We start from the raw sequence: 18,249 nt of genomic DNA, 5'->3' as shown, positions 1-18,249 counted from the left end.
CTCCAGGATCGTCGCGGCCGTCGAAGGACGAGGTGCCGGCCCGTCAATATCCGTTTGCCAGTAGTCCCCGCTGTCGTACAATCCGCACTGTCCTTCAGGCCATGCAGGGGCAGAACAATGAACCTCCCGCGCGTCATCCTCGCCTTCGCTACCGCAGTGGTCTTGGGCTGCATGCCCTCCCAAGCGCCGGCCGACGAGTGCAGCCTGGCGGTTGTCTTCGCGCTCGATGTCTCCAAGAGCATGGATTCGACGGAGCACAGCCTGCAGCTCTTGGGCCTCGCCGCTGCGCTCAGGGACCCGGCAGTTCAGGACGTTTTGCTTTCGCAGGGCGCGCCGGTCGCGCTCACCGCCTTTGAATGGAGCGGACCTGGCTATCAGGCCAATCTCGCGGATTGGATGCTCGTTCTCACCGGACGCGACATCGAGGCTTTCGCGGCCCGCCTCACCGACCATGCCCGCGGCGGACGCAGCCAACGCACCGGAACCGGCCCGGCGCTCAGCTTCGCCTATGCCCGCCTTAAGCTAGGGCCCGCCTGCCTGCGCGAGGTGATTGACATCTCGAGCGATGGTTACAGCAATGAGGGACAAAGCCCGCACGACTTCTACTCGAGGCTCCCGCCTGACGCCGTCACTGTCAACGCTCTGGTGGTCGGCGGGAAGCGGCGGCCGGTGCTTTGGGAATGGTTCCGGTCCCAAGTCATCCGCGGCCCGGGTGCGTTTGCAATGGCGACGGAGAGCTTCGACGACTACGCAGAGGCGATCCGCGAAAAGCTCCTGCGCGAAGTTCTCGCACCGCAGTTGGCTGAGTCGAAGTAAGAGGGATCAGGGCGCTGGTCGCGCAGCCGAGCGTGAGGCGATCTCACGGCGCACGAAGGAGGCACTGGCGGCGGCGAAGGCCCGCGGGTGAAGCTCGGCAACCCCAATTGAGCGGCGGCGCTCAGGCGGTCTGGGAAAGGCGGTGTGGCGCTGCGGGCGACAGTCCAGAGTAACGCGGCCGAGTTCGCGGAGGGCCTGCGACCGGTGTTGGAAAACATCCGCGCTCATGGCGCAACGACCCTTCGCGAGACCGCGTCGGAGCTGAACGACCGGGGGACGCTCACTAGGCGCGGTGGCCAATGGCAGGTGTTGAATATCAGAAACCGGTACTGTCAGAACAAAAGCTGGTGTCCGTCCTTTCCCGCCCACCAGCTCTGGTGCCGGATCAAATTACCCCTATTTGCTTGACCATCATCAAGCATGTGAAGGCGACCAGCACTGAAATTCCCGCATTCAAACTTATAGGACCGGTCTATTCTGATGGTGTGGACGGCTCCACCCCGACGGCATCGCATTGTGCCATGTTGCTGCAGTGTGACAGCCAACAAAGGAAGGAGCCGACCACATGGAGATTACAACACTCGGGATCGATCTGGCCAAGTCCGTCTTTCAGCTTCATGGCGTTGATAAGGATGGCGCTGTTGTTTTGCAGAGGAAGGTGCGAAGAGCTGCTCTGCTCGATGTCCTCGGCAGGCTTGAGCCTTGCCTGATCGGCATTGAGGCGTGCCCGACTTCGCACTTCTGGGCGCGGGAGATTGCAGCACTCGGTCATGACGTACGGCTGATCCCACCCTCGTATGTGAAGCCCTACGTGAAGCGTCAGAAGAATGATGCGGCCGATGCCGAGGCGATCTGCGAGGCGGTGACCCGGCCGAACATGCGCTTTGTCCCCGTGAAGACCGAAGATCAGCAGGCGGTCCTCGTCCTGCACCGGTCGCGCGACCTGCTGATGCGACAGCGCACGATGATCCTCAACGCCATCCGAGCACATCTGGCGGAGTTCGGGACGATCACCGCGCAGGGGCCACGGAGTGTTGTCGACCTCGTCCGGCGCCTGAGCGACCCGGACGACGGGCTGGACTTGCCAGCTCTCGCTCGGTCGGCGCTTCTATCGCTGGCCGCCCAGCTTGAGACCTTGACTGAAGAGATCCGCAAAATCGAACGCCAGCTCATGGCGTGGCACCGGCAGAACCAGGCAAGCCAGCGACTGGAAACGATCCCGGGCGTAGGCCTCATTACCGCCACGGCCCTCGCAGCCAGTGTGCCGGATCCGACCGTCTTCAAATCGGGCCAGCAGTTCGCGGCCTGGCTCGGTCTCGTGCCACGACAGAACTCCTCAGGCGGCAAGGATCGGCTGGGACGGGTCTCGAAGATGGGGAACGGCTATCTGCGCCGATTGCTTGTGGTCGGCGCCACCTCGGTGACACGGCGCGCGCCAACCACCGATACCCGGACCGGGGCCTGGGTCAGATCACTCCTTGAGCGCAAGCCAACGCGGCTCGTGACCGTGGCCATTGCCAACAAGACCGCGCGCACAGCGTGGGCACTTCTTGCGAAGGGAGAGACCTACAGGGTCGCAGCGGCCATCTGAACGACGGAGGACATGGCGGCGCTCCAAAGGCACCGCGACGAGATGCAAGGGCAGACGTGAGTGATGATGATCAAGCGTGGCCGCTGCCGGGGCACTCCGAGGTCTTGTCTGGGCGTCAACGCTCGTTAATCTGATTGGGACCCGGCAAGCGGACTTCATCAGGGCCAGCGGTCAGACACGCCGCGCACACAGGCCGGACAAATGACCGCTACCTGCTTCGATTCAAGTCGCTCGAGAAAACCCTTGCAAAACCGGAGCCGTCCACAAATGACAAGACCCTTGCGGCCGCGGCGGTCAGGCATGTGGTGCTATTGAAAACTTAAACCGGGCGGCGCCCTGATAATAATTTATGACGCGAGGCACCGCCCGAGGGGACAGGAGCGTGTTCTCGTCCCGTTTAAGAGCCTAGCCCTCGATCCGGGCCCTTCAAGGTGCTTGTTCGGACAAGGCGCTTTGTTGCCAAAATCGCGCCCATGCCGCTCCAGCGCCTCGGCCAGCAGCGCGTTTCGGCGAGGCCAAAATCCTCAAAAAGCCAAATCCCTCCCGGGTTCTGTTCAACCAGGAAACGTTGATCTCCTGATAAAGCGACAGAAGTTTAACGTTGAACTCGCTTCTTCGATCCCGGTTCTGGTTCATCACGAAGATATAACCAGCCGTGGTAAAGGCATTTTCCTTCGCGATCAGCATAGACTCTGTCGCATGTTCGGTCGGATCAGCTCGACGCAGTCTCGGTCCGTCCAGCGTCTCGTCTAGAAAGCGCAGGATCACGAGGCTCTCTTTAAGGATCTTTCCATCGGCGGATTCAAGGATGGGAAGGGCAGTCGCGCCCCGGGTCTTGGCCAGAAGCTCCGGATCGCGGGGTTGGGTTATATCGACGACCCGAAACGTGACGGCTCCACCTGTCCGCGGAGAGCGAGGAGGATTTCGAGCCGTTGAGAGAACGGGCAGACGGGAATGTGGTAGACGATGGGTTGCGAGACCAATGATTTAGTCCAGGCGAGGACCGGTGACGGGCAAGGTAGGAGCACCGAGCACAGCGTGATTGCGGGATGTCGTCGGGTATTCGGAAGTGCTCGGCTGATCTGTCCTCGAAGAAGCGCTCGATGCCACTGGGAGTCAAGATCGCCAAATGGCGGTGCAGTCCGTGCCGGTCGACCTTTAAGCGCTTGGTTTCCGGGGTCGCCCGGCCTGCCATGTCTTTGTGGCAAAGCCAGACCATCGACGACCGAGACCAACCGAATTGCCGCGGCAGAATTTACGGGGCAACAAGCAGCCGGTCATCCCAAGCTGCACGGAACTCTTCCGGACCCGGAGTACCAGCGTCAGCTCTTGGCCCACCTATGCCGGCATTGTTCACTGCCATGTGCAGGGCGCCGAAGGTTTGCTAAGTGAAAGCTACCATTGCTTCCACCTGAGAAGCGTCGGCTACATCGAGCTGAAACGCAGCCGCCCGCCCATCAGCACGCTCAATGGCCTTTTCGGTTTCAGCTAAGCCATCCCGATGGTGCTGTCAGACAAATGCGAACCAGTCTCCGCTGGGACAGTGACACTGCCCCTTATGCCACGCAAAGGCCACGCCACTCGGCGAGAGCGGCGGTGCGGTTCAGTTTGAAGAGGTTTCGACTGGAGAGGCTGCGTTCCTGGTTGAAATGGTTCAAGACGGAAGCATGAACGGCGGCGAACTTCTGAAGACTTCGCATACGCCGGAACCGAAGCATCGCCCGCTCTCGTCGTCGAAAAGGCAGGTGCGAGTTCTCCGCCCTGTTGTTGACCCAGCGCCCGGTCTCCTGCCGAGCATCAGCGCCAAACTCCTTCAGTGCGGCGCCGTAGGATCTCAGCTTATCGGTGACGATGGTCTCAGGTCGTCCATGCTTGCGCATTGTTTTCCTGAGGAATCTCAACGCCGCCTTCTTGTCACGCCTCTTCGTAACCAAGCTCTCCAGAACCTCGCCCTCGTGATCAACCGCCCGCCAAAGATAGTGGGTCTCGCCGTTGATCTTCACGAACATCTCGTCCAGATGCCACCGCCATCGGCTGGAGCGCATGCCCTCGATGCGTCGCTTCCGGATTTCTGAAGCGAACATCGGCCCGAACCTGTGCCACCAATATCGGATCGTCTCGTGGCTTACTTCGATGCCCCGCTCATGCAGCAGGTCCTCTACGTTCCGAAGCGACAGCGGGAACCGGACGTACAGCATCACCGCCAGGCGGATAATCTCGGGCGACGTCTTGAAGTACTTGAATGGGGATCGTTTGGGCATCGCAGAAGGGTAAGGCGGTCGTCGTTCCGTCTCAAGCCGAGTTGCTCTGACAAGACCGGTTCCACCAGTACCGGACCGTCTCGTGGCTGACGTCGACACCGCGTTCGTGCAGCAAGTCTTCGACGTTGCGCAATGTGAGAGGGAAGCGGACGTAGACCATTACCGCCAGGCGAATGATTTCTGGACTGGTCTTGAAGTGGCGAAACGGCCTGGGTTTGGTCATCGGGGCAGGGTAGAGGCCGCCGGCCCGCCTAAAGTCGGTTTCCTCTGACAGCACCCGGGCGAGGTATTGAAGTAACGGAACGGGGAGCGCTGGGTCATCCGAGCAGGCTAGGCGGCCGCCCCAGTCGCCACAAGGAGGTTTGCTCTGACAGCGCCCACTAGCTCCGTTCATCTTTGCGGGCGCCGCCGGAGCAGCCGAGCGGCGCGGGGCGGGTAGCGTCTAATTTGCGCGACGACGAGGTGCCGCCGCGCTAACGAAACCGGCCTTCGCGAACGAATTCGTGGGCGAGAATAAGAATTTCGTCCTTCATGATCCGTGAAGAATGCGAGAGTGCATGGTCACGTGCGGAAAGCAACTGCAGTGGTCGTCTCAAAGGCGGATCGACAATTTGGTAGGCCGCGAGCCGGCCCTCTGCGACATCTTCGGCGATCGCGCTCCAAGACAGAACGGAACAGCCGAAACGGCGGCGGACAGCCTCTTTGATGGCCGGAAAGGAGGTGAATTCCAGCCACGGCTCCAAGTCGTGCCCCTGGTCCGCTGCAGCCGTCTCCAACAAGATGCGGACGGAGTTGGGCTGCGGGTTCAGGATCAGTGGGATCCCGATAACCTCCGAGAGCGAAATGGTTGATCCCGCACTTTGCACCACGCCGGGCGCAGCGACTAAACAAAGATGCTCATCACAAAGATGCTCGACGACGAGGCGGGAAGAGTGCTTCGGCAATGTCGAGAACCCAATTTGTAGTTCGCCGTTTAGCAGCCAGCTCTCTATCTGATCACTAAGTCCATCAAGAAGGCGGAGCCTGAAATTGGGGAACTTCTGCCGGAGCCGCTCGAGCATCGGAACGGCGAATGCCTCAGTGAGAGACGGGATGAGACCCACCGAAACTGGCGGCCCCGAGAGATCGGAGACACGGTTGAGCAGCTGGTCTTCTGCAATCGCGACGCACGAAAGGATGGCATGGGCATGCTCCAAGAGGAGGCTGCCGTCCTCAGTCAGCGTCATTCCCTGTGAGGATCGGATAAACAGCTTTGTGCCAAGAATAGTTTCCAGGGAAGCTATGTTGTGGCTCAGAGCTGGCTGTGCGACCCCCAAAGTTCGCGCAGCTTGCGACATACTTCCCACCTCGGCGATTCGGGCGAAGTAGCGGAGGTGCCGGATCTCCAGCATTGTTCGCGACGCCCCCGTTGACCAGAAGGTATCACTTGGTAGATCGGAAGAGCGCTATTGTCCAGACATGCGGCGCGGTGACTACCGCCCTCCTGTCGACAGTAAGTATGAGCGATAGGAGCTGCAAGCGCTGCCACCAGACTACTGCCCCGAAACTGTGGGCTACGGATCCGCTCACCTCTACGCCCATACCAGCACACTATAGCATCATACTCATTCTGTATTTCCGGTGTCGACAGATGGCCATATTGTCTTGGTCAGAATATTGTCTTGGGCAGAGCAGCAGGCGGAAAGGAAGCCATGACGGTGGCATCGGAAAGCACGGACGCCTACCTGACGGATGAGATTCGTGTGCTTGTTGGTCAGAAGTCCGAATGGATGCGCGCGCCGCATCCTGTCGAGGGAAGCGAGGTACGCCGCTTCTTCCACGCAACGATGGAGTTGCATGCAAAATACATTGATGACGACTGGGCCGCTCAGTCTCGTTACCGGAAGCGCGTCGCTCCCATCGGCTTCCCCGTTCACGCTTTCCGCCGCGGCCCCTTGGACACCGACCCTCTTGAAAGAATGGATGATCCAGACTTCGACGGCGTGAGTCGCTCGTTCCGCCCCGGTCTACCGCCAGTGCCGATACCGCTCCCGGGCATTCTGAATGGCGGCTACGAGTATGAACTCTACAGCCACGTGCACCATGGCGAAGAGATGCTGATGCGCAGCAATTATGCTAGTTTCGTCGAGCGTGAGGGCCGCTCTGGTCGTATGGTGTTCATCGCTATCGAAGACGAGTTCCGGACGGCTGAGGGTCGGCCGCTGCTGCACTCAGTCAACACGATGATCTTGCGCTAGGGGGCATGCATGCAGTTCGAGAGCGTCATCGTGGGACAGGAACTTCCAGAGGTTGTAAAAGGGCCGATGAGCGTTGGCCATATCGTTCGCTGGTCGGCGGCGATGGAGAACTGGCACCGCATCCACTTTGACTGGCGCTATGCCACAGAGCACGATGGCCTTCCCGACGTATTGGTGAACGGATCGTGGAAGCAGCACGTACTCATGCAGCTACTGAGCGACTGGGTCGGCGAGGACGGCTGGGTCTGGCGGATCAGCTTCCAATACCGCGGAATGAACATACCGGGCGACACTCTCACCGCCTGGGGTCGCGTCACCGGTACGGAAGTAGCCGGAGCCTACGGTGTTGTGCGCCTCGAGATCGGAATGAAGGACCAGAATGGGATCGAAGGTTCCCCAGGCGAAGCCAGCGTCGTGATACGCCGCGAGAATGGTCCGGCAGTGCCTTACCCGTTCGATGCAGCCTGCCTCGGTCGAGCGACCGCCTGAAGCCGCGATGAACTGCGGCACAACAATTGACAACTCTGAGGTCCGCAAATGGCTGAAAATCGAAGTGCAGCAAGTAGCGGTAGTACTGCAGCCAAGTTGCAGCCCTTGGCCGGAATAAGAGTGCTTGAGGTCGGCAGCGATATGGCTTTGTCATTTGGCGGCCGCCTGCTTTCTGATCTAGGCGCCGAAGTTATTAAGGTCGAGCCTCCAGGCGGCGGCGACCCATTGCGTCACGAAGGACCCTTGGTCGGAGAACCCGGGACCGGTGAAGCCACAGCACTTTTTGGGTATCTCAACGCAGGTAAACGAAGCATCACACTTGATTGCACAAGGGCAAGTGGCGACGACATGCTCTCCCGAATTGCAAACAAATGTGACCTTGTGCTTTGGGCCCCGAGAGACACTTCGTCTTCCTCGCTAGAAGCCCTGTTGCTCGGGGCAGACGGGGACTCGCCAGCGCTGTTGACCGTTACGCCATATGGAATGCAGGGAACCGACGCACGGCGACCGGGAACGCCATTCATAGTTCAGCACTCCTCCGGCTTCGCCTTTCATCAAGCCGCACCCGTTACCGATCCAGAGAATACGCCCCCCGTTGCTTGCGCGGATAGGGAAGCCGCTCTGACCGTCGGCCTCGTCGTAGGGATTTCGGCACTCTGGGCGATTGAGGCCGCGCGCGGCTCCAATAGCGCCCCTCTCGTGGATCTCTCAGCCGAAGATGTCTTCGCCTACATGCTGGTAGAACCGTATGCTGAGGCCAACGGCGAGCATGCACGATATAATCGGCAGCGCGAACCGGGCAGCGGAACCGCGGTGGTCGGGGGTCTTGTCTGGTACCTGCCATGTGCTGACGGCGCCATACTTGTTTCCCCGCGAGAGGACCATCAGTGGGCAAACTGGGTCCATGTGATGGGGAGCCCGGATTGGGCCAAGGATCCAGAGCTCTGCGGCAGTCGACCTGTCCGGACAAAGAACGCGGAGAGATTGCAGGAATTGATGGCAGAATGGTCTGCCACACAAGCGGCGAATGATGTTTTTGTCGCCGCACAGGAAAACAGAGTCGCCTGCTTTCCCTTGAGCAGTGCAGATGATCTCTTGGCAAACCCTCAATTAGAGCACCGAAGATTCTTCTCGTCTCTGGATTGTGGGAACGGACAAACTGTACCAATTCCCGGGCTGCCATTCCACATGCGAGACGGAGAAGGGCGGGTCCTCGAGAAGGGGACAACAGTTCAGTCACCGGCGCTGGGCGAGGGAAACCAAAAGATAATTTTCGATGGCTTTGAGTTAGATGACACTTGGATTGAAACGCTTGTGCGATATCAGCTTGTTTAGGAGGCGACTATGGAACCGCTAGTTCTAAAAGGGCTACGAGTTATTGATTTCAGCTGGGTGATGGCGGGACCAATGGCGACCAAGATGCTTGGAGCGCTAGGCGCAGAAATAATTAAAATAGAGTCCACCACCCGTCCCGAATTTGCCAGCCGAGGTGGATGGTTCTCGGTTATCAACAACAATAAGAAGAGCTGTACAATCAACATCCGCACCGAAGAGGGACAGAACGCAATTCGACAACTCGTAGCTCAAAGCGATGTGGTTGTGGAGAACTTTTCGTCACGTGTTCTCAAGAAATACGGATTGACCTTTGATGATTTGAAAATCATAAACCCGAGGCTGATCTATGTCTCTGCCTCCGGAGTTGGTCGGACCGGGCCCCAGGCAGACTACCTCGCGTACGGAACGCTCCTTCAGTCATATAGCGGCCGAGTAAACCTGGTCGGAACCCCCAATCGTTACCTCGAGGCTATGGGAATAAGCCCGGCCTGGACCGACCCCATCACCGCATTCTGGGAGGTGTTCGCAATTCTTGGCGCCCTCCAACATCGTCGCAGGACGGGAACTGGATCGTATATTGATCTCTCAATGCTTGAGAGCACAGTTGCTTTGCTTCCGGAGACGCTTCTGCGTACAGCACTTGGCGGGCCGATGATGCCGGCAGGCGGCGATGCTGAGATAGGCTCGGCGCCATCCGGGTGCTATCGCTGCAGAGGAGATGACTCCTGGATCGCCATTTCTGTCCGCAGCGATGACGAATGGCACGCGCTCTGTGGTCGGATGGGAAGAGTCGATCTTGTGGGCGAAGCTGCGAATTCTGACGCCGCGCGTCGCTGGCGAAACCGTGCTTCCCTGAATTCTGCGGTCGCGCAATGGACCCTGACCCAGGATACGCGGAAGATCGAGCGGGAGCTGCAGTCGGTCGGCGTTCCAGCCAGCCGATCGCGCAGCATCAATGACCTTCTTGTCGATCAGCACCTCAAACAGCGTGCTGTCTTCACTTCGCTACCCGGCGGTCAACGCACAATCGCTCTTCCTTGGGCGGATCGCGACATGTGGCGCGGCAACCTCACGCCATCACCTGAGCTGGGCGGCGACAACGACTATGTGTTTGGCGAGCTTCTCGGCTACGACAGAGAAGAGCGGGAGAGGCTTGTAGAAGAAGGCGTGATACAGTGAATGAGGCAGGCGACCACCAAGCCGCCATGCGTTAGAGCGTGATCGGCTCTAACACCTTAGGCTCGATCACGTTGACCCCTGGAAGTCCATCCCGCAACGCCGTGGTCGACTGCTCGAGAAGCGGGAAAGTCTTGTAGTGACACGGAATCACAGTCTTGAAGTTGAAGAATCTTCGCGCGGCAAATGCCGCACGGTTCATGTCCATCGTGAAGTGCCCGCCAGCGCATATCAAGCCGATCTCAGGGTGGTGAAGTTCCTCAAAGATTGCCATATCAGCCATTACATCGGTATCACCCGAAAAGTAAATCGTTCGACCACCTCTTTCGATCATAAAGCCGGCCTCGGCGCCAACATAAATGGGACCGCTTTCCCCCAAAATCGACGACGAGTGCGACGCTGCGACCATTGTTACATTCACGGTACCGAGCGCCACTGTTCCACCGTTATTAAAGCCAATAGTTTTAAGGCGCTCGTGCTCCGACCACCAGCTTGAGAGCTCAGCCTTACAAAGTATCGGTATCCCGAGTTCTCTCGCAACTGCCGGCGCATCAGAGGCATGGTCCGAATGACCGTGGCTGATAAGTATCGCACTCGCCCCTGCGATTGCTTCAGGTCGTCGATCTCCTGGGAAGGAAGGATTGCCGCTGAGCCAGGGATCGACAAGTAGAACCTGGTCGCCCAGTTCGATGCGAAAGCCCGAATGGCCAAGCCACGTCATCCTCATGCTGTCCCCCCTTGGGTTCCGCGATGTGATCCGCGGTGCGGAAACTGGAAATAATGTCGACAGTTTGGCACTGCCTTGGCGCAATGGCAAGAGCCAACACCGGTCCTTTTTACTGTTTTTCATCATTATAGCCGCGGAAGTGGCGGCAGTGAGCCTTGACATCGCCAACCTTGTCGACACTAACTTGAAAATGCTTATCTGGTGAGGCGAGGCGCGAAATGAAGAATTGGCTAATCACGGGCGCATCCAGAGGTCTCGGCAAAGCAATGGCGCAGACAGCCCTTTCCCGAGGCGACAAGGTAGTTCTCGCCGGCCGGCGGCTAGGGGCTGTTCAGGCCGTTGCGGACGCTGAGCCATCCCGGGCATTGGCCGTACAGATCGACGTTACAGATGGTGAAAGTGTGCGAAGAGGCACGGCGGAAGCGATCGCCTGGTCGCCAAGCATTGATGTTCTGGTGAACAACGCCGGCCACGGGCTCCATGGAGCCGTCGAAGAAGTCAGCGATGAGGAGGCGCGGGAAGTCTTTGAGGTCAACTTTTTCGGTCAGCTGAGAGTGTTGCGGGCCGTCTTGCCGCACATGCGACGACAGCGCCGCGGTCACGTCATCAACATCGGCTCAATATCCGGGTTACTCTCCGCTGCAGGCACCGGTCTCTACAGCGCGACGAAATTCGCATTAGAAGGCGTCTCTGAGGCCATGCAGGCGGAGCTCGCGCCACTCGGGGTTTTCGTGACGATAGTTGAGCCTGGCCCGTTCCGCACGGATTTCAACGGCACTTCGCTTCTTCGTGCCGAAGCTCCCATCGATGACTATTCAGACACAGCTGGTAGACGCACGGCCTCCTTGCGAACAACCAGTGGCAAGCAATCCGGCGATCCCGTCAAGGCGGCTGAGTTGATATACAAGATCGCAGGAAGCGATGCGCCCCCCCTGCACCTAGTCCTCGGCGACATCGCCATAGAGCGGGCTAGAGGCAAGTTAAGAGCTCTGGCCTCAGAGATTGACGCTTGGGAAGCTCCAAGTCGAGCCACGGCCTACTAGAGGATTGGCGGATGGACGCCTTCGACTTTGCTGCGCACGGCTGGAAGCTGCACGACCAAGAAGGATTTCTAGGTCTCATTGGCCCGGTCTGGGAACGCGAGGAGGATCTTGGTCCTGCCCTTGCCTTTCAGGCGGGGGAAAAGCATCGGAACAAGCGTGGAGTCGTTCAGGGCGGAATGCTCATGACGGTGGCAGATCGCCTCATCGGCAACTTCGCTCGTAGCCGAAACCTACAACGCCCTCAGGCGACGATACAGCTGGATGTCCATTTTTTGGCTGCCGTCAAGATTGGCGACGTCGTCATGGGCCGCGCCGAAATGATGCGAGACACTCGTGCTTTGATGTTTCTCAGAGGCGAACTCTGCGTCGCCGAAAGAGTGGTCGTCATAGCAAACGGTGTCTGGAAAAAGTTGGACACGTAAGTCGCCAAAGGGGCGCCCAAGGAGGAACCAGATCAAATGACGTCAGCTGCCCCGGACTTCGCGAACCCGTTCCCAGACTACTTGGGCATCGTCATAGATGACTGGTCGGAGGATTATGTGCGTCTTGCACTTCAGGTTGAGCCGCATCACACGAACTTATCCGGTCGCGTGCATGGCGGGTTAGTGACGGCGTTGCTGGAGTATGGCGCCGGGCTTTGCGGCCTCTACTGCAAGGTTCCTGGCAACATTCGCTATGGAATGACACTCTCCATCACTTGCAATTTCTTGGCTCCTGCAGACGGGCCCGATCTATTCGTCACCGCGCGCAAGAGCGGCGGCGGACGGACCACGTACTTCGCCGATGCTGAGATACGGGGCGGCGACGAAATCCTCGCAGCGAAATCCTCTAGCATTCACCGATATCGGACAGGTAACGAAAAGCTTGAGGGCGTACCCGTATCCCATACGGACGTCGGTTAGCCGCGATACTCGCTGAGCGTTCCACCACGGATTAGCTTGCCAGCAGAAGGATGTCCCACCAAACGCTCTGCCAAGCGAGCGACGGACACCAACGCATCAAGATCCACGCTCGTCTCAATGCCAGTCTCTAGGCACATAAAGGCGAAGTCCTCAGTGCAGATGTTTCCTGCCGCCCCTTTGTTTCCAGCGAAGGGACAACCGCCCAAGCCAGCTATTGAGGCGTCAAACTCCCGTAATCCCATTTGAAGCGCAGCGAGAGCATTAGCCATTGCTAGCCCGCGGGTGTCGTGGAGATGAAGCTTTAGCTCAAGCTCAGGCCAGCGGGACCTTAGGGTTCCGATTAGAAAAGTAACGTGGCGCGGACTGGCCCAACCCATCGTATCGGCAAGCGCCAACTTTCTGAGGTTGACGCCATGGTCGGCCAAGAGATTGCGGGAACGGGCGACCATCTCCACGACTCGCTTCACGGGAACTTCGCCCTCGAAGTTGCATCCAAAGGCAGCCATGATGCTAACGCAGTCTGGTGCTACACCGATTGCTTTGTAGAGGTCGATCCAGTCGGCTGCCTGCGCAAATGTCTCCTCTATGTCGCGGTTGGTGTTGCGTTTGACAAAGGCTTCGCTCGCAGCAAGGTGAATCCAGCCTTCAATATCCACGGTGCCAGCGGCAATTGCCTGATTGAGCCCTCGCGAGTTTAACCATAGTGCGCGATATGCAACGCCCGGACGGCGCTGAAGCGTTCCAAGAAGGGCCGCGGTATCGGCCATCTGCGGGACAGCCTTTGGACTCACAAACGATCCAACCTCGATTTCCGTCAATCCGGCCTCCGCAAGGGCTTCGACCAATTCCTTCCGCTCGGCGATCGTCAGGATCTTTGCCTCGATCTGGAGCCCATCGCGTGGTCCGACCTCCATGATATGGACAGCCTTTGGCAAGTCAGACACGGCTCACTCCAAACATTGGAAAGGGTTGGCTGGCGAAACTCCCTAAGGCGCCGACGTCAAAAGATCCTGTATCAAGAGACCGAGACAGGCGCAGCCCTCCAATATGGAAACGAAACCACTTCTGATTGTCAATGATCCGAGCATGTCGAGTCAAGCCATCAGTAGTAAAATAATCCAACGCTGATGCCAAGGCAGCTAGGTTATTGCACATCGTCGTCTCCCGGAATATCTATGCTCTACTTGGTGAAGTCGAAGTTAGCAGCTCCTTACTTGCGGCTGTATCGGATGGTTCTCGGCCTTGCCTGAATTGATTTGGATAGGAGACAGAATGCATACCTCGCACCCCCCCAAACTCCCATCGTTCAGGATAGACATTCGTGGTGGATACGCCATCGTCACGATTGATAGGCCGCCGGTAAACGCATTCAGCAGGGAGACTTATTCGGAACTAAACGAAGTAATCTCGTTCATCGAAGCGACGCCCGCGATCAGGGCCATGGTTCTCGCCTGCGCGGACGACGCGCGCGCATGGATCGGAGGAGGTGACCTACACGAATTTCTGACGCTAACCTCCGAAGAAGCCCGCCGAGACCGGCACGCGTTCATCGAAGTCGTTACCGACCGACTCTACCATCTCTCCCGTCCGACAATTGCGGCCGTTTCGATGCCGGCGCCAGGCGGCGGGATGGTTCTAGCGAGTTTCTGCGATATCATCATCGCGGCCGAAGAGACTTTTTTTTCAATGCCGGAGGTAGACAGAGGCCTGACAGGCGGTGCAGGTTCATACTTGAACCGACTGAACCTTCCCGTTCCTATCATCCGCGAGATCATCTTGACCGGGCGAAAGTTCTCAGCCGCAGAGCTGAAAGAACACGGCTTTGTCAACTACGTCCTTCCGAAGGATGCCGTCCTGCCAAAGGCAATCGAGCTGGCGGAAATTATCGCCCGAAAAAGCGCAGCGACCATCACTGCAATTAAGCGCGGGGCGAACAACATCGACAAAGTTGGTTGGGACCAGGGGCGGACGGACGCGCACCAGGCAAGCGAACAGCTTGTCACCGGTCCAGACTATAAGGAGGCGATAAATGCGTTTCTGGAGAAGCGAGAACCAAAATTCAATCAGTAACTATAATTGTTCGACCATTACGTCAAGAGTTCGCAGCCTGGGCGCTTCGAAGAGCCATAAGGCGCTGACAAATCCTGATCCTCAGTCCTCATTGGCCGCAGGTAGAACTCGCTTGGATTTAAAGCGCTCCATTATCATTGGAAGAACCGCCATCAATACGATCAATGCCCAAAGAGTGAGAGCCACTGGGCTGCCAAAAAGAATCGACCAATCACCATTACTCAGACTGATGGCTCGGCGAAGATTAGTTTCCATATCTCCACCCAGAAGAATGCCTAGAACAATAGGAACAAGTGGGATATCCACCAACCGCAGGAAATATGCGAAAGTCCCCATCGCGATCATCATATAGATATCAAAAACGCTGTGGCTGATGGCGTAGACGCCGACGAAACAAATCAAGGCTACGATCGGCAGAAGTAGCTGTACCGGGACGCTCAAGAGCCGGACAAAAATGCCTACCAGAGGCAGGTTGAGCACGAGCAGCACGACGTTCGACATATAAAGTGCGGCTATCAGACCCCAAGCAACGTCAGGCCGTTGTGTGAAAAGCAGTGGTCCGGGAGTGACATTAAGAGAAATCAATACGCCGAGCAGCACTGCCGTCGTACCGCTGCCAGGGATGCCCAGCGCCAACATTGGAACGAGCGCCCCCCCTGCAGCAGCGTTGTTTCCAGCCTCCGGCGCGGCGACGCCCCTCGGATCTCCTGTTCCAAATGTGCCTTCTTTGTCTACCCACTTTCGCTCCAGACTGTAGGCAGCAAAGCTACCTAGTGTTGCGCCGGCACCCGGAAGGACACCGCAGACGAAGCCAATGAAGGAGCTGCGTATCATGGTAAAGAAAGTGCGCCTCAGGACTGCCAGTCCCACTACGGTCTTCCCAACTTTCGCTTTGAACGTGCTACCCGTTCCTTGTGATCTGAGGAGCCAAAGCACCTCGCTGATGGCAAAGAACCCAATAATTGCAACAATGGGATCCACCCCCTCAAACAGCTTCATTTCATTGAAGGTGAATCTTGGCACGCCCGTATGCAGGTCTAAACCTACGGTTGAGATAACGAGACCGATGAGCGTGGCGATCCATGTCTTCACGACGTGACCCGTAGCCAATCCCCCCAGAAGCGCGAATGCGAGGACATATAGCAAGAAATACTCTGCCGAGCCGAAAAGCAGCGCAAATTGGACCAATGCCGGCGCAAGCAGAGTGAGACCGATCGTCGCCACCGTAGCGCCGACAAAAGACGCGATTGCGGTGATCGCAAGCGCCTCACCGGCACGCCCAGCCTTGGCCATCGGATAGCCGTCAAGTACCGTCATCATCGCCGGCTCGTCGCCCGGGATGTTCAGAAGAATGCTTGATATCCTACCGCCGAACATCGCGCCGTAGTAGATGTTCACGAGGAATATCAGGGCGGAACTGGCCTGCAAGTCCATCGCGAAAGCAAGTGGAATCAGGATTGCGACGCCGTTTGCGGGACCCAGTCCAGGTAAGGCGCCAAAGAGCGTCCCGAGGAAGGCTCCGAGCAGCGCGAGAGCGAGGTTTTGAGGCTCCAAAGCGATCAGGAAGCCGCCATAGAGCTGAAAAAGAGTATCCATTAGCTTTGACTCAGCCGCTCGATGACCGCACCAGTCGGCAAGGGGAGCCCAAAGATCCGGTCAAACAAGAGGTAGAGCACGACGCTGGATGCGACGCCAGTAGTACCAGCCTGGAGGAGCGTCCCGCGCTTGAGCACGACGAGCACCGCAACGAGCAGTGTGGATGAGATGATGAAGCCCAGATACTCTAGGACGATGCCATAGATCACCATGACTAGAACAGCGATGATGGCCCGAATCGTGGCCGATCTCGAGACCGGAAGTTGCTCCGACGCGTCGGAGCCGGGCCATATTACGAGCGCCAAACAGAACAGCCCCAATACCACGGCAAGCAGAACTGGAAACGCGTCAGGACCGAGGGGATCCGCCTTTAGTCTCGATGAAATACCTGCGCCCGTGAAGCCGTAGGTTATAGCGAAGACGAGTCCGATAAGCCCGGTCAATCGGTTGGTCATTCGAAGCTCCTAGTCGATGGAATACGTCGACCACTGACGAAATCATGCGGGCCCGGAACTCAACCGGGCCCGCATGTTCAGACATTCTATTCGAGAACGCCTACTTCGCGTGAAGTTTCGACCAGTTGCTCGATATTCTGATCGACAAACTCCCCGAATTCTTCACCACCTTGCCAGAAGGGACCGAGACCATTGGCCTCCATGGCTTCCTGCCAGCCCTCGGACTGGTAGAGCTCCCCCAGAATGCTGACCCATTCCTGGTACTCTTCATCCGATATGTTGCCGGGCGCGTAGAAGCCCCGCCAGTTCGCCCCGATGACATCGTAGCCTTGCTCAATGGCAGTCGGGACATCGGGAGCAGCTGCCAGACGCTCCGGCGCCAGAATGGCAAGAACCCGTACATTTCCGGCTTCAAGCTGACCTGCTATCTCGCTGAAGTCGCCAGTATACGCGTCGATGTGTCCTCCAAGAAGCTGTGTTTGCGCCGGACCTCCGCTATTGAAAGCGACGTAATTGATATCGGCGATGTCCTCCATTCCGGCAGCTTTAGCCAATAGTCGAACCTTGAGGTCGTCCCACGTCCCGGCGACACTTCCGCCACCGAACGATACCTGTGACGGGTCTTCCATGACATCGTCGAGCAGCTGGTTAAGGTTCTCGTAGGGAGAATCCTCCCTAACAACGATCGCGCCGAAGTCCGCCCCGAGAGAGGCGACCCACCGCACGGCCTCGTGATCTAGCCCAGTATAACGATCCTGCGCGAGATTCGAAATCGTCGCGGTGCTGGCCGCCACGAGGAGATTGGGATCTTCGTTGCGCTTGCTGACGACATAGGACATGCCAACCCCGCCATCGCCGCCCGACATATTCGTAACCTTGACCGAGCCGTCAACACGGTCTTGTTCCTCAAGGAGTCTTCCGACGGAGCGGCAAGTGAAATCCCATCCGCCGCCAGGATCGGACGGTGCGATACATTCGACGCCCGAGGGCTGCGCAAGCGCCAGTTGCATTGACAGCGTCGCTGTAAGGCCAACTGCTGCAAAAAGTGTCCTGTTGAACCACATTGGTAAGTTCCTCCCTAGGTTGCTCTTCCCTGCCGGCGAAACCGGCCCGTTGCTCGCTGCTCCCTGCGTCGTGTCGAGTTGCCGGTGGCGTTGGACGCCGTTCTCCGGTCGCCAGGAGCGGAGCGATCGGAGCGCCATGAAGCGGCACTGGTTGACGTTAACAACCAGCATCAGACAACGCGCAAAAGTGGCCGGCGAACAGGCAATGCTGACCTTGCAATGGAACTGGGGCCTCCACTGATGCAATTTCTTTCAAAGCCGCACCGTCACTACACCGCTGTGCATGTCAGAAGCTTATTCGCATCTGTCGACACGTGAAATACAGATTCCTTATGCCGGGATACTAGATCATTATACCCGCACCCGCACTTAGGCGCGAGAGACGTCGGCTGACCCCGCTTCCATAGGGCTTCCAGTGCGAAGGCGCCCCGCAACGCAGGAGGCCACAGGAGAAGACCTTCAACCTTCTGTCGACAAATGAGCCTCT

The 18,249-nt window shown here is 58.1% G+C and carries 20 protein-coding genes and 3 pseudogenes; 12 read left to right on the top strand and 11 right to left on the bottom strand.

Features of this window, described 5'->3' with window-relative positions; genetic code table 11:
• Nucleotides 1-117: 117 nt before the first annotated feature.
• The 3 genes from EF888_RS15095 to EF888_RS15085 all read left to right on the top strand — a co-directional run bounded on the left by EF888_RS15095 (nt 118) and on the right by EF888_RS15085 (nt 2,407).
• Nucleotides 118-816, top strand: a complete 699-nt coding sequence (locus tag EF888_RS15095; protein ID WP_109761043.1) for a DUF1194 domain-containing protein — start codon at nt 118-120, stop codon at nt 814-816.
• A 299-nt stretch (nt 817-1,115) separates the two neighbouring features.
• Entirely contained in the window at nt 1,116-1,526 is a 411-nt protein-coding gene (locus tag EF888_RS22295) for a hypothetical protein (RefSeq protein WP_241239928.1), read from the top strand.
• A complete protein-coding gene (locus EF888_RS15085) occupies nt 1,409-2,407 on the top strand; it encodes an IS110 family RNA-guided transposase (RefSeq protein WP_241239906.1) in 999 nt (332 codons plus the stop codon). Before EF888_RS22295 ends, EF888_RS15085 begins: the two co-directional genes overlap by 118 nt.
• Before the next feature lie 426 nt (nt 2,408-2,833).
• On the opposite strand, the gene EF888_RS22290 is transcribed toward EF888_RS15085, so the two are convergent.
• From EF888_RS22290 to EF888_RS22645, 6 genes and pseudogenes are all read right to left on the bottom strand, one after another.
• Complete coding sequence (locus EF888_RS22290; protein WP_241239686.1) at nt 2,834-3,175, bottom strand: hypothetical protein; 342 nt, start codon at nt 3,173-3,175, stop codon at nt 2,834-2,836.
• 21 nt (nt 3,176-3,196) lie between these two features.
• A pseudogene (locus EF888_RS22285) lies at nt 3,197-3,250 on the bottom strand (hypothetical protein); the annotation flags it as partial.
• A 713-nt stretch (nt 3,251-3,963) separates the two neighbouring features.
• Nucleotides 3,964-4,668, bottom strand: a complete 705-nt coding sequence (locus tag EF888_RS15075) for an IS6 family transposase (RefSeq protein ID WP_109761045.1) — start codon at nt 4,666-4,668, stop codon at nt 3,964-3,966.
• 64 nt (nt 4,669-4,732) lie between these two features.
• Nucleotides 4,733-4,891: pseudogene (locus EF888_RS15070) on the bottom strand (IS6 family transposase); the annotation flags it as partial.
• A 250-nt stretch (nt 4,892-5,141) separates the two neighbouring features.
• Complete coding sequence (locus EF888_RS15065; protein ID WP_241239685.1) at nt 5,142-5,894, bottom strand: LysR substrate-binding domain-containing protein; 753 nt, start codon at nt 5,892-5,894, stop codon at nt 5,142-5,144.
• A gap of 39 nt (nt 5,895-5,933) precedes the next feature.
• A pseudogene (locus EF888_RS22645) lies at nt 5,934-6,005 on the bottom strand (LysR family transcriptional regulator); the annotation flags it as partial.
• Nucleotides 6,006-6,359: 354 nt separating this feature from the next.
• Here EF888_RS22645 and EF888_RS15060 point away from each other — a divergent pair.
• The 4 genes from EF888_RS15060 to EF888_RS15045 are packed head-to-tail and all read left to right on the top strand — an operon-like array spanning nt 6,360 to nt 9,908.
• Entirely contained in the window at nt 6,360-6,905 is a 546-nt protein-coding gene (locus tag EF888_RS15060; protein WP_109761047.1) for an FAS1-like dehydratase domain-containing protein, read from the top strand.
• A gap of 9 nt (nt 6,906-6,914) precedes the next feature.
• Nucleotides 6,915-7,394 carry a hotdog family protein gene (locus EF888_RS15055; protein ID WP_109761048.1) on the top strand — a complete coding sequence of 160 codons (480 nt, stop codon included), beginning with the start codon at nt 6,915-6,917 and terminating at the stop codon, nt 7,392-7,394.
• 48 nt (nt 7,395-7,442) lie between these two features.
• Nucleotides 7,443-8,729 carry a CaiB/BaiF CoA transferase family protein gene (locus tag EF888_RS15050; RefSeq protein WP_109761049.1) on the top strand — a complete coding sequence of 429 codons (1,287 nt, stop codon included), beginning with the start codon at nt 7,443-7,445 and terminating at the stop codon, nt 8,727-8,729.
• A gap of 9 nt (nt 8,730-8,738) precedes the next feature.
• Entirely contained in the window at nt 8,739-9,908 is a 1,170-nt protein-coding gene (locus EF888_RS15045) for a CaiB/BaiF CoA transferase family protein (RefSeq protein ID WP_109761050.1), read from the top strand.
• Nucleotides 9,909-9,939: 31 nt separating this feature from the next.
• On the opposite strand, the gene EF888_RS15040 is transcribed toward EF888_RS15045, so the two are convergent.
• Nucleotides 9,940-10,632, bottom strand: coding sequence for a metal-dependent hydrolase (locus tag EF888_RS15040; protein ID WP_109761051.1), 693 nt, complete (start codon nt 10,630-10,632; stop codon nt 9,940-9,942).
• On the opposite strand from EF888_RS15040, the gene EF888_RS15035 reads away from it, so the two are divergent.
• From EF888_RS15035 to EF888_RS15020, 4 genes are read left to right on the top strand one after another with little or no spacing between them, the layout of a single operon-like run.
• Nucleotides 10,631-10,837, top strand: coding sequence for a hypothetical protein (locus EF888_RS15035; protein WP_109761052.1), 207 nt, complete (start codon nt 10,631-10,633; stop codon nt 10,835-10,837). The two genes, EF888_RS15040 and EF888_RS15035, sit on opposite strands and share 2 nt — an antisense overlap.
• 13 nt (nt 10,838-10,850) lie before the next feature.
• Complete coding sequence (locus EF888_RS15030) at nt 10,851-11,675, top strand: oxidoreductase (RefSeq protein ID WP_109761053.1); 825 nt, start codon at nt 10,851-10,853, stop codon at nt 11,673-11,675.
• Between the two features lie 11 nt (nt 11,676-11,686).
• A complete protein-coding gene (locus EF888_RS15025) occupies nt 11,687-12,097 on the top strand; it encodes a PaaI family thioesterase (RefSeq protein ID WP_109761054.1) in 411 nt (136 codons plus the stop codon).
• 36 nt (nt 12,098-12,133) lie between these two features.
• A complete protein-coding gene (locus EF888_RS15020) occupies nt 12,134-12,577 on the top strand; it encodes a PaaI family thioesterase (RefSeq protein WP_109761055.1) in 444 nt (147 codons plus the stop codon).
• On the opposite strand, the gene EF888_RS15015 is transcribed toward EF888_RS15020, so the two are convergent.
• Nucleotides 12,574-13,521 (bottom strand): hydroxymethylglutaryl-CoA lyase, encoded by a 948-nt coding sequence (locus EF888_RS15015; protein ID WP_109761056.1) that lies wholly within the window; start codon nt 13,519-13,521, stop codon nt 12,574-12,576. The genes EF888_RS15020 and EF888_RS15015 overlap by 4 nt on opposite strands.
• Before the next feature lie 328 nt (nt 13,522-13,849).
• Between EF888_RS15015 and EF888_RS15010 the strand changes: the two genes are divergently transcribed.
• Nucleotides 13,850-14,647 (top strand): enoyl-CoA hydratase/isomerase family protein, encoded by a 798-nt coding sequence (locus EF888_RS15010; protein ID WP_109761057.1) that lies wholly within the window; start codon nt 13,850-13,852, stop codon nt 14,645-14,647.
• Nucleotides 14,648-14,728: 81 nt separating this feature from the next.
• On the opposite strand, the gene EF888_RS15005 is transcribed toward EF888_RS15010, so the two are convergent.
• From EF888_RS15005 to EF888_RS14995, 3 genes are all read right to left on the bottom strand, one after another.
• Nucleotides 14,729-16,243, bottom strand: a complete 1,515-nt coding sequence (locus EF888_RS15005) for a tripartite tricarboxylate transporter permease (RefSeq protein ID WP_109761058.1) — start codon at nt 16,241-16,243, stop codon at nt 14,729-14,731.
• Nucleotides 16,243-16,698 carry a tripartite tricarboxylate transporter TctB family protein gene (locus EF888_RS15000; protein ID WP_109761059.1) on the bottom strand — a complete coding sequence of 152 codons (456 nt, stop codon included), beginning with the start codon at nt 16,696-16,698 and terminating at the stop codon, nt 16,243-16,245. Before EF888_RS15000 ends, EF888_RS15005 begins: the two co-directional genes overlap by 1 nt.
• 86 nt (nt 16,699-16,784) lie before the next feature.
• A complete protein-coding gene (locus EF888_RS14995) occupies nt 16,785-17,762 on the bottom strand; it encodes a Bug family tripartite tricarboxylate transporter substrate binding protein (protein ID WP_109761060.1) in 978 nt (325 codons plus the stop codon).
• Nucleotides 17,763-18,249 lie beyond the last annotated feature (487 nt).

Source organism: Silicimonas algicola, from assembly GCF_003970735.1.
GTDB lineage: Bacteria > Pseudomonadota > Alphaproteobacteria > Rhodobacterales > Rhodobacteraceae > Silicimonas > Silicimonas algicola.
Note: the sequence above shows the minus strand (reverse complement) of the source record. Positions and strands in the feature narration are given on the sequence as shown.

What these genes read in the sequence shown, in the direction of transcription:
- EF888_RS15030 (WP_109761053.1), top strand. Translation starts at nt 10,851, where the DNA reads ATGAAGAATTGGCTAATCACGGGCGCATCCAGAGGTCTCGGCAAAGCA.
- EF888_RS15000 (WP_109761059.1), bottom strand. Translation starts at nt 16,698, where the DNA reads ATGACCAACCGATTGACCGGGCTTATCGGACTCGTCTTCGCTATAACC.
- EF888_RS15050 (WP_109761049.1), top strand. Translation starts at nt 7,443, where the DNA reads ATGGCTGAAAATCGAAGTGCAGCAAGTAGCGGTAGTACTGCAGCCAAG.
- EF888_RS15095 (WP_109761043.1), top strand. Translation starts at nt 118, where the DNA reads ATGAACCTCCCGCGCGTCATCCTCGCCTTCGCTACCGCAGTGGTCTTG.
- EF888_RS15055 (WP_109761048.1), top strand. Translation starts at nt 6,915, where the DNA reads ATGCAGTTCGAGAGCGTCATCGTGGGACAGGAACTTCCAGAGGTTGTA.
- EF888_RS15075 (WP_109761045.1), bottom strand. Translation starts at nt 4,668, where the DNA reads ATGCCCAAACGATCCCCATTCAAGTACTTCAAGACGTCGCCCGAGATT.
- EF888_RS15045 (WP_109761050.1), top strand. Translation starts at nt 8,739, where the DNA reads ATGGAACCGCTAGTTCTAAAAGGGCTACGAGTTATTGATTTCAGCTGG.
- EF888_RS15020 (WP_109761055.1), top strand. Translation starts at nt 12,134, where the DNA reads ATGACGTCAGCTGCCCCGGACTTCGCGAACCCGTTCCCAGACTACTTG.
- EF888_RS22295 (WP_241239928.1), top strand. Translation starts at nt 1,116, where the DNA reads ATGGCAGGTGTTGAATATCAGAAACCGGTACTGTCAGAACAAAAGCTG.
- EF888_RS15025 (WP_109761054.1), top strand. Translation starts at nt 11,687, where the DNA reads ATGGACGCCTTCGACTTTGCTGCGCACGGCTGGAAGCTGCACGACCAA.
- EF888_RS15035 (WP_109761052.1), top strand. Translation starts at nt 10,631, where the DNA reads ATGCTGTCCCCCCTTGGGTTCCGCGATGTGATCCGCGGTGCGGAAACT.
- EF888_RS15005 (WP_109761058.1), bottom strand. Translation starts at nt 16,243, where the DNA reads ATGGATACTCTTTTTCAGCTCTATGGCGGCTTCCTGATCGCTTTGGAG.
- EF888_RS15065 (WP_241239685.1), bottom strand. Translation starts at nt 5,894, where the DNA reads ATGACGCTGACTGAGGACGGCAGCCTCCTCTTGGAGCATGCCCATGCC.
- EF888_RS14995 (WP_109761060.1), bottom strand. Translation starts at nt 17,762, where the DNA reads ATGTGGTTCAACAGGACACTTTTTGCAGCAGTTGGCCTTACAGCGACG.
- EF888_RS15060 (WP_109761047.1), top strand. Translation starts at nt 6,360, where the DNA reads ATGACGGTGGCATCGGAAAGCACGGACGCCTACCTGACGGATGAGATT.
- EF888_RS15010 (WP_109761057.1), top strand. Translation starts at nt 13,850, where the DNA reads ATGCATACCTCGCACCCCCCCAAACTCCCATCGTTCAGGATAGACATT.
- EF888_RS15040 (WP_109761051.1), bottom strand. Translation starts at nt 10,632, where the DNA reads ATGAGGATGACGTGGCTTGGCCATTCGGGCTTTCGCATCGAACTGGGC.